The 14,080-nt window shown below is 33.8% G+C and carries 9 protein-coding genes; 4 read left to right on the plus strand and 5 right to left on the minus strand.

What is annotated here, in order from left to right:
* From BUE22_RS22010 to BUE22_RS22035, 5 genes are all read right to left on the minus strand, one after another.
* A complete protein-coding gene (locus BUE22_RS22010; protein ID WP_073398132.1) occupies positions 1–1,437 on the minus strand; it encodes an ABC transporter permease in 1,437 nt (478 codons plus the stop codon).
* Between the two features lie 8 nt (positions 1,438–1,445).
* Positions 1,446–3,740, minus strand: a complete 2,295-nt coding sequence (locus tag BUE22_RS22015) for a TonB-dependent siderophore receptor (protein ID WP_073398133.1) — start codon at positions 3,738–3,740, stop codon at positions 1,446–1,448.
* 26 nt (positions 3,741–3,766) lie between these two features.
* Positions 3,767–4,462, minus strand: a complete 696-nt coding sequence (locus BUE22_RS22020) for an ABC transporter ATP-binding protein (protein WP_073398134.1) — start codon at positions 4,460–4,462, stop codon at positions 3,767–3,769.
* Between the two features lie 265 nt (positions 4,463–4,727).
* Positions 4,728–5,081 (minus strand): hypothetical protein, encoded by a 354-nt coding sequence (locus BUE22_RS22025; RefSeq protein WP_243396838.1) that lies wholly within the window; start codon positions 5,079–5,081, stop codon positions 4,728–4,730.
* Positions 5,082–5,442: 361 nt separating this feature from the next.
* Positions 5,443–6,045 (minus strand): RNA polymerase sigma factor, encoded by a 603-nt coding sequence (locus tag BUE22_RS22035; RefSeq protein WP_073398136.1) that lies wholly within the window; start codon positions 6,043–6,045, stop codon positions 5,443–5,445.
* A 279-nt stretch (positions 6,046–6,324) separates the two neighbouring features.
* On the opposite strand from BUE22_RS22035, the gene BUE22_RS22040 reads away from it, so the two are divergent.
* The 4 genes from BUE22_RS22040 (at position 6,325) to BUE22_RS22055 (ending at position 13,994) form a co-directional block, all read left to right on the plus strand.
* Complete coding sequence (locus tag BUE22_RS22040; protein ID WP_073398137.1) at positions 6,325–7,476, plus strand: FecR family protein; 1,152 nt, start codon at positions 6,325–6,327, stop codon at positions 7,474–7,476.
* 314 nt (positions 7,477–7,790) lie between these two features.
* Complete coding sequence (locus BUE22_RS22045) at positions 7,791–11,327, plus strand: SusC/RagA family TonB-linked outer membrane protein (protein ID WP_243396837.1); 3,537 nt, start codon at positions 7,791–7,793, stop codon at positions 11,325–11,327.
* A 17-nt stretch (positions 11,328–11,344) separates the two neighbouring features.
* Positions 11,345–12,751 (plus strand): RagB/SusD family nutrient uptake outer membrane protein, encoded by a 1,407-nt coding sequence (locus BUE22_RS22050; protein ID WP_073398139.1) that lies wholly within the window; start codon positions 11,345–11,347, stop codon positions 12,749–12,751.
* A gap of 103 nt (positions 12,752–12,854) precedes the next feature.
* On the plus strand, positions 12,855–13,994 hold the full coding sequence (locus tag BUE22_RS22055; protein WP_073398140.1) for a TlpA disulfide reductase family protein: 1,140 nt from the start codon (positions 12,855–12,857) through the stop codon (positions 13,992–13,994).
* Positions 13,995–14,080 lie beyond the last annotated feature (86 nt).

Below are 14,080 nucleotides of genomic sequence, written 5' to 3' on the forward strand. Positions count from 1 at the left end.
TTAAATGGCTTTAAGATTTTTTGAGGCTATTTTGATGAAAATTAACAGTAAACTAATCCACAGAAAAAGAGAAATGACCGAAGTGATTTCATTTTTTAAAATTGCCCGGATTCCTTTTGGTTCATAATGGAATTCCTTTACTTCTCCCCAGTGATCTTTGCCAATTAAAGCGGGTTTGCTTTTATGATTACTGATGTATTTAATTTGTAAAGCATTCATTTTTTGAGCCATATTATAACGATAGGTTTCGGCTTGTTTCTGGAAATCGATATACGAATCATAATCGGTATTTGACAAGGCCATAGAAAGGTTTTTCATCGCGATATACGGATTTAAAAAGGACATGGCTCTGGAAAAACTGTTTTGTTTTTGGTAAACATGAAGTAAAGTATCCAAATGTCTGTTGTAAATTCGGGCGCTAATTTTTTCGCCTTCGGTCATGATAAAACCGGAATAATTAAAAGGCAATTTTTGAACCGAATCGACTTTGTAAACCGCAAGTAAAGAATCTTTTATTGCTTTATAATGCAAATCATTCGGATTGTGGCTGTCTCCTTGTTTTAGAATGTCTTTTTCGATGTTGCTGTTAAACTCTATTTTAGAAGGAGCTTCAAAAATATAAGCGCCAATTGCCTGTGTAACTCTTGGCAAAATAATCGTAAAAAGCAGCCAGATTCCGATAAGGGAAATCAAAGCTTTTTTTGAGGTTTTGCTAAAAGCAGAAATGAGAACTGCGATGACGCAAAAGAATATCAAATACAAAAAATGAAATACAATAAACAGAATCATCTTAATCGTTTCATCAAATGAAATGGTGAAACTTTGAAGTACTAACCAAATGAAAACCAAAACAATAATTGTTGGAATAAACAATATCATAATTACAGAAGCAATTCCGAGAGTTTTACCTAACAAAAGCTGTTTCCAGTTAATTCCCTGACTTAAAAGAAGTTTTAAAGTTCCGTTTTCTCTTTCGGCCGCAACCGAATTAAATCCGAAGAAAAAAATCAAAAGTGGCAATAAAATTTGCAAAATCATGGCAATGCTAATTTCGCCAAAACGTAACATACTGTTAGAGAATCCGGCTTCAGAAAAATTAGCGGTATTTTGTTTGTGAGCTTCGAGGAAAATTGCATTTCCAAAAAACGGTTCCATTCCAAATTCAAAAACACTTAACGAAGTACTTTTGCGGAAAGCAAAATTGCCGTAATGTGCCATTCGGTGTGGGTTTTTATCCGGATTTTTCAACCAGTCTTCGCGAGATTCGTGTTGGTATTTTGCGCTGGTTTCGTTTTGATTGGTATAATTTTCCCAGCCAGAAAAAACGGCGTAAGCGAGTAAAATACCAATAAAAAAGGTAATTATAAAAACAGCCGAATTCTTAAAAGCTGAATTTTTTAAATGTTTTGCAATTAAAATTTCTACGTGTAAAGACATGGCTTTTATTAAAATTTATAAGTTAAAGTAAGCGTTGCATTTCGTGGCGCACCAGGAAATAAACGCAGATAATTTTGTGCACCCAGCCAATAGGTTTTATTGAAAATATTACCCGCATTAATGGCAATTTGCATATTGCTGTTAGTAGGTTTGTAATATAAAGCGGCATCAAAAACGGTAAAATCAGGAAGGGTAAAATCTCTGGTGAACCAAGGAATTTTGCTGCTTTGATACTGCATTCCCAAACCAATTCCAAAATCATTTAAAACAGAATCAGAGTTAAAATTGTAACGTGTCCACAAATTGGCGCTGTTTTTTGGTGTGTTTTGTTTTCTTGCGCCAATTAACGAAGCGTCGCGATCATTTACAATTTTGGCATCGATATAACTGTATGAAGCGTTGATTTGCCAATCACGCGTGATATATCCTGCCAAATCGCACTCGAAACCACGGCTTCTTTCGGCACCTCTGGTAACCAATAAATCAGGATTTGCAGGATCATTGGCATTCATCAAAATATTGCGTTGATTGATTTCGTAAACTGCTGCATTAAAACTCATTGTGTTGTCGAGAAATGTTGCTTTTAAGCCTACTTCTTTCAAATTACTTTCAAGCGGATCAAATAAACTTCCGGCTGGTAAACTTCCTGTTTGAGGCATTAAAGTAACCGTGTTTGATTGTGGCTGATAACCTTCAAGATAAGTTGTATAAACGTTAATAGCTTTATTTACAGCATAGGTAATACCAATACGAGGCAGTAAAGCTTGTTTTTTTACTTTTAGTTCGTTGTTGGTTTCATAATTTGTAATGTCTTCAAACCATTCGTTTCTCAAACCCAATAAAAAAGTAAATCTTTCCCACTGAATCATATCCTGAATATAAATGGCATTGGTTGTCGTTAATGCAGATGGAAGTGCTGTTCTCACATTCAAAGTATAATCTTCGGGGCTTCGAACTGTATATACCGGATTATTTAAGTTGAAAAAATTTACGTTTGGTTTTGGCAAAACAACGCCGTCAACTGTTGTGGTTTGATAATTTGCAGCATTTGCAGGAACAAAAGTGCCGGCAACCGTTCCGTCTTTTAATAAATACCCTCTTGCTGCATTTTGTCCGCCGCCTTTGGTTTTGTTCCAACTGCTTAAATCGTATCCGGCCAGTAATTTATGTTTTAGACTTCCGGTTTTTAGGTCGAAATTAAAATAAGTGCTTAAATTGTCTACGTTCCAATATTGCTGACGCTGAACAAATTGCATCATTGCCAAACTTGTTACGGGCTGATTGTTCATATCGACCGCAAAAGCATTTGTAGTTCTGTGTTCCTGAAGATCTTCTGTCCAGGATTGTTTCATATATTGGGCATTAAAACCAATTTTTGAAGTGAATTTATGCGCAAAATTGGTCATCATAATCAATTCTTTCGACTTAAAAAAATCACTTGGCGCACCCAGATTCAGACTAATTGGCGTTTTATTTAGGTTGGTAACTCCGGCAACGGCACCAAAAATGGGCTGTCCGCGATCCAGAATTCCCGTCATGTCGCTTAAGATTAATTCGGCATTGATAGCAGTTTTTTCATTAGGAATATAACTAAAGGATGGCGAAAGCAAAAACGATTTATTGCCTACTAAATCACGAAACGATTTGGCTTCCTGATACGCTGCATTTACGCGATATAAAAGTGTTTTTGATTCGTTTAAAGGTCCGGTAAAATCAAGTGTTCCCCGAAAAGTACTAAAACTGCCAACGCTCAAAGTGACTTCTTTTCGGTCTGCTACCAAAGGTTTTTTGGTCACCAAATTGATGCTTCCACCAGGATCTACAGAAGAAAATGTCGCACTCGACGGCCCTTTTATTACTTCAACACGTTCAATATTATTGGTTAAAGGCTGTAAAAAGTAATATTGTCGGGTTCGCATTCCGTTGATAATCTGACCTTCTTCGTTTTGGCTGATTCCGCGAATGGTGTATTGATTGTAATAACTTGACGGAATTACACCACTCGTCATTTTTACGGCATCGGCGAGATAAAAAGCGGCTTTATCGGCAATTAATTCTTTGGTGACAGTCGAAATAGATTGCGGAATATCTTTGTTTAGTGCCGCCGTTTTTGTCGCAGCAAAAGAATAATCGCTGTTGTATTTTTTGGTAGACCGACCTACAATTTCAACAGTTTGTAATTCGTTGAGTTTCGCTTCTGTTTTGATGGAATCTTTAGCAATGCTGTCATTAACTTTATTGGTTTGAGATTGTACGTAATGTGTCCCAATTATTAAAAATATAAAGGAAAATAGCTGTTTCATTTTTATGTTGATGGAAATATTTCCTTTTAAACCGTTTGTAAATACAAATTTTCCAGTTCATTAGCCGAAATTTTTTCAGCCTCAATAACCGTTACCAGATTTCCCTGTTTCATAATTCCGATATGTGTTGCGACTTCACGCGCTCTGAAAATATCGTGCGTTGCCATTAAAATCGCTGTTCCGTCTGCAGAAAGTTCTTTCAGGATTTGAGAGAATTCATTTGATGCTTTTGGATCTAAACCACTTGTAGGTTCGTCTAATAAAAGCACTTTTGCTTTTTTGGCAATCGCAATCGCAATTCCCACTTTTTGTCGCATTCCTTTCGAATATCCGCCAAGGTTTTGATCGTGAGCTTTGGTTTGCAAACCGGCTTTTGTTAGAAAATAAGTCAGTTCTCCGGTAGAATAGTTAAACCCGGCCAGAGAAGAAAAGAATTTAAGGTTTTCTAAACCAGTAAGATTAGGATATAACATTACAGTTTCGGGAATGTAAGCCACGTCTTTTTTTGTTTTTTCAGCATCGGTTACAACCGAAATATTATTGATTTTAATTTCTCCCTGTGTTGGTTTTATAAATCCAAGAAAAAGGTTTATTGTTGTCGTTTTTCCGGCACCGTTTTGTCCCAAAAGAGCAAAGATTTCGCCTTTGTTAATTGTTAGATTCAAGTTGTTTAGGGCAATATTATCGCCGTATTTTTTAGTCAGATTTTCTGCTGTAAGCATGGTTTTATATTTGTTTGGGATTTAATTTTAATAATAAGATTATCTGATCTATCAACTTTTTTAAAGCTGATGAATCAAAATATTTCATAATAGCGGAAGGTGATGTTTACTAACGAATTATCTGGTTTTCTCCAAGAGAGAAAAGCACATTTTGAGATTTTGTTCTATTCGCCAAAATAGAATTCATCAAAAAAAATGAAATAGTGATACTCTTTGCTTTTAAACAAAACAAAAGTTCATTCTAAATTAAATATCGGTATGTAAACTAAGACAGGGCAGGAGGTGCTCTTAAAGCAAAGAGACTGCCCTTAAAAAATGTTGAAGTTTCTTTATTGTAAAAGAATACAGTTAAAGTTGAAACCTCTTGTTTGTGAAATGAAAAAGTATGAAATGAATTTGAAATAAAAGTACTAAATGTAAAATGACAAACAGGACAATTATTTTCTACACTATGACTGTGTGTAATTTGATTTTTATGAGCGCTGTATTTATGCTCGCAAGGTTTTTCTGTTAATTGCTTATAAACGTGTTCGTAAGAATGTATCGTTTGAAACAGCATGGCGAACAATACTGTCAACGACATTAAAAGATTAATTATTAAAAATTTCTTTTTCTTCATTCTTGATTTTGGAAAATCTTTTGCGGCAAATAACGCAACTTGGTTGCAAATATAGAAATAAATTAGAACTAGTTTTTTATTTTTTTTGGTTTGCCACGGATTTGAAGATTAAAATGATTTTTGGTTTGCCACGAATTACACGAATTTGCACTAATTTATTTGGTAGTTTTTGCCAGGATTTAAAAAAAAAATTCTCGCAGATTTGGCAGATTCAGCAGATTTAATTTGAATAATTTGCGCACATCTGCTTAAATCTTTTAAAATCTGCGTGAAAAATATTAGCCACAGATTACAGAAGGATTTTTTATCAGCAAATTAAATTGGTGGAAATTTGTGCAATGCGTAGCAAAAAAACTGTACTCTAATTTAATCCCAGTTTTTTCTTTTTTCCGAATAATAAAAACAGCACATTTTTTATTTTTTCTTCAAGAGAAGTACGTAAAATAGAGAAGGCTTTCGTGATTTGAGCTTCGACTGTTTTTACAGAGACGTCAAGATGTTCGGCAATCTCTATATTGGTCAAACCTTCTTTTTTACTTAAAATAAATACTTCTTTGCATTTTGGCGGCAAGTTTTGGATTTCTTTATTTACAACATTTAAAACACGCTGAAATGATTCTGAATCATCTTCAAAAACAATGGAATTTAAAGCATCATAATACGATTTTTCCAGAGAAAACAACGATTGGTTTTTTCTGTACAAATCAATAAATTCATTGTAAACCAATTTATAAAGAAAACTTTTAAGGGCATGATCTGATTTTAATCTGGTGCGCTGTTCCCAAACTTTTATAAAAACATTTTGCACGATATCTTCGGCGCTGTAAATGTTTTTTACCAAACTGTTTGCATAAACGCAAAGTTTATGATGATAAGTATCGATTAAATACGAGTACGCTTTTTCATCTCCGTTTCTCAGAGCTTCAATCAGCAAGTTGTTATCGTTATAATCATCATTTTTCATAGAAACAAATATATAAATTAATGGGTTTTAGGATTCATTTAGTAGCTTAATTTCGCTCAGAATCGGTGTTTTACCATTTTTTACTTGAATTTTATTACAAATAAAAAGGAGCAAAAAAGCAAAGATAAATCATTTACCTGATTATTTCTATTGAATTAGTATAGTTTTATTGCGAGAAAAGACTTGTGAAAAACATAAAATTTATCAAAATGAAAAAAACTTTATCAAATTGTTAGGGTTTTGTTTTTTGGCTTCGTAATAATATTAAAAATAACTAAAATGACAGTGAAAAAGTCAGAACGATTAATTGTAAAATACATCACCAACCAGGCCGATCAAAAAGAAATTGAAAAGTTAACAAAGTGGCTTGAAAAGGACGAGAACAAAATCACATTTAAAGAGTTTGTAAAAACAAATTATGCCGTTGATAAAGTCATGTACACTTTTGATTCTACGGAAGTGAAAAAACAATTATCTGAAAGAATTCAAAGTGAGAAAAGTGTTTTCTATAAAAGAAGATTTTCCTCTTATTATAAATATGCAGCGATATTAATATTGGTTCTGGGCAGTTTTTATTTCTATACAAATTCGACTTTATTTCATCATAAAGATAATGTTGTGGTTCCGAGAGAAGATGATATTGTTTTACAATTTGGTAACGAATCAGAACAAACGATTGATCCGTCTGAAGAGAGAAATGTTACCGATAAATTTGGAAACATAATAGGAAAACAAAGCAAAAGCAAACTGGTTTATACAAATACTTTGTCGAGCGGAGAATTGGTTTATAATACTTTGAAGATTCCGTACGGTAAAAAGTTTGAAGTTCAATTATCTGACGGAACTATTGTGCATTTAAACTCAGGAACATCGTTGCGATATCCGGTTCAGTTTATCAAAAATAAAGGCCGACAAGTTTTTCTAACCGGCGAAGCTTATTTTGAAGTTGCCAAAGATAAAGCGCATCCGTTTACGGTAAATACACAAGAAGTTGATGTGGAAGTTTTGGGAACTAAATTCAACGTGAATTCGTATACAGAAGATACAAGCACCGATATTGTGTTGGTTGAAGGTAAGGTTTCGCTTTATAAAGGTCAAAAAACAAACGACAATCAGGTTTATTTAACTCCGGGATTAAAAGGAACGAATGTAAAAGGACAATCGACAATTACAAAAGCAGAAGTAAATACAGATTATTATACTGCGTGGGTAAAAGGAAGTTTAGTATTTAAAAATGAATCTTTTGCGTCGATCATTAAAAAACTTGAACGTAATTACAATGTAACTTTCATCAACAGAAATAAAGCTTTAGGAAAAGAAATTTTTAATGCCCGTTTTGATAATGAACCTATAGAAGTGGTTTTAAAATATTTCAGCGACAGTTATGCTATTGATTATAAGATTGATGAAGATGAGATTGTGATTAGGTAGTTTGGTTAAGAGGAAAGAAGCAAGAAGCAAGAGAATAGAAAATAGAATATAGAAAATAGAATTAATACAGAATCTAAAATCTAAAATCAACAATCTAAAATTAAATAAGAATCTAAAATTTAAAAACGCCTATGAAGCAAAAATCCCGCTAAAAGGATCGTGTTTAAAAAAGAACCGGAAAATGCGCCAACATTTTCCGGTAGATAAAATGCGATCAGTTAATTAACCAACCACACTAAAAAACATTTAAAAGTATGAAAAAACTCTTGAACAAAATTAGGTTTGATAAGCCTTTTTTGAAATTTGATTTGAAAATGAAATTGACTACAATATTTTTATTGACCACTTTATCTGTAATGCACGCTGGGGTATCGTACTCCCAAAAAGCGAAGATTTCTTTCAATGCAAACAATATGACTGTTGCAAAAGTGATTGAAAAGCTTGAGTATACTACAGATTACAGATTTGTTTACAATGTTAGATCTGTTGATCTCGATCGAATGATAGACATTAGTCTAACAAATGTTTCGATGGAAAATATTTTGAGCGTAATTTTTAATAATACGGGAACGGATTTTAAAATTTCGGGATCTCATATTGTTCTAAGTGCCAAAAAAGCACCGGAAGAAACCAAACCCAAACCAGTTGTAAATGAAGCTCAGGATTTTATCGTAAAAGGTAGAGTTACGGACGAAAAAGGAATGCCTTTAGTAGGTGCCGCGATTTCTGATAACGGTTCGGGAAGAGGTGTGCAGACTGATTTTAATGGTGAATATCAGATTATTGCTGTAAGCAGTGAAACTACTCTGGCTTTTGCCTATTTAGGATTTGAGAGACAGGAAATTAAAGTTGGGGGTAGAAATGTTATAAATGTTGTTTTGAAGGAAGATGTTCTGGAATTAGAAGGTCTTGTTTTAAAAACAGGTTATCAGGACATTAGTGCCGAGAAAGCGACAGGATCTTTTTCTAGTTTAAAAGCAAAGGATTTTCAGGAGCAGCGTTTAAGTAGTTTAGACAACATTTTGGAAGGACGTATCGTTGGATATCAAAATGGAAAAATTCGTGGTACAACTACTATGACCGGTACAAGTACACCTTTATATGTTATTGATGGATTTCCGGTAGAGAATACAAAATTAACTCCGTATGCTACTATAGAAGAAAATTTGCCTAATCTGAATTTAGAAGATATCGAATCGATTACGGTTTTAAAAGATGCAGCAGCTTCTTCTATCTATGGTGCCCGTGCAGCTAATGGAGTTGTGGTAATTACAACTAAAAAAGCAAAAGCAGGAAAAACAAATATTTCATTTTCAAGTAATTTAACAATTACTCCTTATAGAAATTATACAGGAAACCTAACAGATTCTGCAGATATTATAGGATTAGAAAGAGGATGGGCAGATGGAAACCCTAATTTGAAAACGGCTAATGCAAGTACTTATTCACAATCATTGCTTAATAATGCTGTATTTACAAGTTTAGGAATGCAGACTATTTTAAATGGTTATGCAGGAAATATTTCGCAAACAGAAATGAACGGTCGTTTGGATCAGCTTGGCTCTCAAGGTTATAGATATTATGATGATGTAGCTAAATATGCTAAACGTGATCAATATTTTTTACAGCACAATCTTAGTTTAGGCAAAGCTACAGAAACAAATACTTTTAATGCTTCTTTGACGTACAAAAGCAATCAGTTTGAAGATATGTATTCTGAAAATGAAACAGTTGGTCTTAACTTAAAAAACTCAACTGAAATTAACAGCTGGCTTTCTTTGGATTTAGGATCTTATACCAATTTTGGAAAAGGTGATACGCAGAGTTATCTGCCTACAAATCCAGCTTCTGTTTCAAATAATCCTGGTTATAAATATATGCCATACAATCAGTTAGTTAATGACGATGGAACTAATTTTGTTTCTACACCAGAATCTCGCTACAATGCTTTTACGCTAAATTCTATCAAAAACTATGGTCTTTATGATATGAACATTACGCCAATGGATGAGCTGGGAAGAAATCTTACAGAAAGTAAAAATTTCCTAAACCGAACATTTGCCAAGTTTAATGTAAAATTCAGTAATGCATTTACTTATAATACCATGTTTCAATACGAATTTGGTTCAGATCGTGCCAACCAGTTATTTGATAAAGACTCATATTACGTAAGAAGTATGGTAAATAGTATGGTGACAATTGCCAATAACAAAGCAGTTTATAATTTGCCTTACGGAGATATTATAAAAAATACAGAGCAAATTACAAATGCTTATAATTTCCGTCAACAGTTAAATTTCAATAAAACTTTTAACGAAAAGCATGATGTATCTGCTATTGCAGGTATGGAAATTCGTCACACTAAGCTACAATTCAATACTAATACACGTTATGGTTATGATGCCCAAACTTTAGGTTTTGCACCGGTAAATCAGGCAGATCTTCTTAAAGTATACGGAAGCGTTTTTGGAGGATCTATGATACAAGACGATTTTTCATTAGAAAAAGAATTATTAAACCGTTACGTTTCTGTTTATGGAACAGGAGGTTATACTTATGATAAAAAGTATTCATTATCAGGAAGTTTAAGATGGGACCGTTCTAATCTTTGGGGAACCGACAGCGAATATCAAAATAAGCCTACATGGTCTGCCGGAGCCGGATGGAATATCGATAAAGAATCTTTCTTTACTGCTTCATGGGTAGACGCACTTAAAGTTCGTGTTTCTTATGGTATTGGTGGAAATATTGCCAAAGATTCTGCACCGTATTTAACAGCTTATTATAATTCTAATCCAAATGTTGGAGGTAATCAGGGAACTGTTAGCGCAAGACCAAATCCGGAATTATCCTGGGAAAAAACAACTACAACCAATGTTGGTTTGGATTTCTCCTTCTTCAAAAACAGATTAGGAGGAACTTTAGATTATTATAACAAAAAAGGTGAAAACTTATTAGCAAGCAGCCAGGGAATTCCAACAGAAGGATGGGGATATTCTACTTATAAAATCAATAACGGAGAAATGACCAACAAAGGTATCGAAGTTAGTTTAAGAGGAACAATCGTAAAAACACCTTCATTCTCCTGGGACGCGGCTGTTTTATATGCCAATAACAAAAACAAGGTAGATTATGTAAATGTAAAAGCACCTGTTTATTACCTGCAGTTAGATCATGCTGATTCTTTTCCAAGAGTAGGCACCAACTTTAATTCTATTTATGGCTATAAATGGGCAGGATTAAGCAGTACAGGAATTCCGCAAGTTTATGATGCTTCGGGAACAGCAGTAAAATACAATCCGGGACAATTAGAAGCGATTGAAGATTATGGTTCAACAGTTCCTACACATAGCGGTTCATTTCATACTTCTGCCAATTATAAGAATTTCTCGCTTTCGGCACTTTTCATTTATGAGTTAGGACACAAGGTAAGAAATTCATTTCTTCCAATGCTAAATAATAGTTACAATGGAGCAGCAGGAGGTTACGTAACTGATATTACAGTAGTAAACAATCATATTGCCGATCGTTGGATGCAGCCTGGTGACGAAGCTTTTACAAATATTCCGAGAGCAGTTTACGAATATGATCCTGAATTTAATTCAGATTCCCGTACTATTTATTCGTATGCAGATATCAATATTCTGGATGCTTCAAATGTGAGATTAAGCAACATTTCATTAGCGTACCAAATGCCGGCGGCACTTATTAAAAAAGTAAAACTAGACGGCATACGTTTCAATTTAAACGCAGAAAACGTATATACTTTTGCAAAAAGCAGAGATGCTAAGTTCATTTTAGGCGGTTTCACTTCTCCAAGTTTTGTTTTAGGCGTAAATGTTAATTTCTAATTTATAAAGACTAGACGATGAAAAATATATATAAAAAGATAGCGTGTTTATTAGCTTTAGGATTAACATTTGTCTCTTGCGAAGATTATTTGAGCGATGTTCCAAAAGGATCAAAATCACCAACAACATTAGCAGATTATGAAGCTTTTTTGCGTGACGAATACACCAATCACAGAGTTGATATTACCGGAGCTTCACAATTATTAAATGACCAATATGTAACTGTTGCCAACTTAGCAAATTACAGATTGTATAATGCAAATTATATGTGGGACGAAAATGCAGATCGTATTGCATTGAAGGTATCAGACGAAACTACTTATTATTCAAGTTATGCCGGAATTTCGACTTTTAATTTAATTATCGAAAATGCATTAACTACAACCAAAGCGACCGAAGCAGAACAAAGAATAGTCTGGGCAGAAGCAAAAGTACTGCGTGCCATGAACTATTTTAATCTGGTTAATTTTTATGCTGATACTTATGTCGCTTCTACAGCTTCCACAAAATTATCAGTTCCGTTAATAACGAGTGCCAATATTAATGCACCAAACAAACAAGTTACAATTCAGGAAATGTATGATTTTATTCTGAATGATGTTAAAGATGCATTGCCTTATCTGCCGAAAGTTTCCCAGACAGCTTTACATCCAAATTTGGGTGCCGGTTATGCGTTTTATGCAAGAGTTTATCTGCAAATGAATAATTATACAGAAGCCCTGAAATATGCAGATTTAGCATTATCAGAAAACAATAAATTATACGACTGGATAGGTTATTACAATACAAATAAAGCCATTATTGATGCTCCAAATTCGTATACCACTACCATATCTCCAATGGGGTATAATTATGTAGAAAATTATACGTTTCGTCACGGTACTTTTTCTACTTTAACCACAGAAAACAGTATTCCGGTAGAACGTGCACAGCGTTTTGAAGCTGGAGATGCCAAATTTATCTCTCGCTGGAAAATTTATACAGTGGGCGCAGAAACGTATTACAGAAGAACCTTATCCGGTGCTTTTAATTTTGGAGGCATCACAACTGTTGAAGTGTATTTGATTAAAGCCGAATGTCTTGCGCGTGCGGGGCAAATTAGTGAGGCTTTGGATGTTTTAAATACAGTTCGTAAAACGCGTATTCTGCCAGCTTCTTATCAGGATATTTCTACTACTGATAAAACTACGGCTTTGAATGCTATTTTTAGAACAAAAAATAACGAACTTAATAACACGCTGATTCCTTTTGCAGATGCACGTCGTTTAAATGCTGAAGGCGTTTATAAAGTAAGTTACACCAAAACAGCAAACGGAACTACTTACACTTTAGCATCAGATTCTCATTTATGGACAATGCCATTTCCGCTAGGCGCTACACAAAACCCAGGAAACGGAACGATAACGCAGAATGTAAGTAAGTAGTATTCAGTTTCAGCAACTTTGTCAAAGTTTTAAACTTTGACAAAGTTCTCAATCCGGGACTGAAAACCTAGATTAAAAAATAATAAACACAAAAATATCAAAAATGAAAAGTACAATCTTTAAATCAGGATTATTGGCTTTAGCGCTAATAACGACAATTTCTTCATGCTCTAAAAAAGAAGAAGGATTTACTATTACCGGTACAATTGCCGGATTAGACAAGGGAACTGTTTATCTGGAAAATACAGATGAAAAAGGAAACAAAACAATAGCAGATTCTGCTCAAATCAATAAAGACGGAGCTTTTACCTTTACAGGAAAAGTTTCAGAGCCATTATTACATACTATTAAATTAAAAGGAGAAGAATATGGTGCTTTTTTTCTTTTAGATAATGAAAGTATAAAAGTTGAAGCCAAAAAAGATTCTATTTTCAAAGCTAAAGTAAGCGGTGCAGTACAAAACGATATTTACAAATCGTTTTACGATAATGAATTCAAAAAAATACAAAGTATTGCCGGTCCTGTTTACAAATTATCAGATTCTTTAACTCAAAACGGAAAAGCAAAACTGACTGCTGAACAACAAACGATGATGGATAAAAAGTGGAAAGATCTTCAAACTTTTGCTGATGGTTTAACCGATAAATTCATCAGAAAAAATAAAGATAAAATCGCTGCAGCTTTAGTAATTAATGACCGAATTGTATCATACGGAACTCCGGAACAGGTAAAAACGTATTACGCTGTTTTATCTCCGGAAGTACAAAAATCAGTTTACGGGAAACAGTTGAAAGAAGCAATCGATCTTAATGATAAAACGGCTGTTGGTGTAACTGCTCCGGAATTTTCTCAAACAGATGTAAACGGAAAAGTAGTAAAACTTTCAGATTACAAAGGAAAATACGTTTTAGTAGATTTTTGGGCAAGCTGGTGCGGTCCATGTCGAAAAGAAAATCCAAATGTACTTGTAGCTTACAAAACCTATCATGACAAAGGATTTGATGTTTTAGGCGTTTCTCTGGATGATAAAAAGAAACTTTGGGAAAAAGCAATTGAAAAAGATGGTTTAACGTGGACTCATGTTTCTGATTTAAAAGGATGGAAGAATGAAGCCGCTGTTTTATATGGCGTAAAATTAGTGCCAACAAATTATTTAATTGGACCTGACGGAAAAATCGTTGCCAAAAATCTTAGAGAAGAAGCACTTCAGTCAAAATTGAAAGAAATTTTCAGTAAGTCTTAAATAATACAAAATAAGCAGTTAAACTTTCTCAAAGTTTTTAACTTTGAGAAAGTTATCTCAATCTAAAAACAACATATCAATCACAA

Origin of the sequence: Flavobacterium pectinovorum (assembly GCF_900142715.1) — a bacterium.
GTDB classification, from domain to species: Bacteria; Bacteroidota; Bacteroidia; order Flavobacteriales; family Flavobacteriaceae; genus Flavobacterium; species Flavobacterium pectinovorum.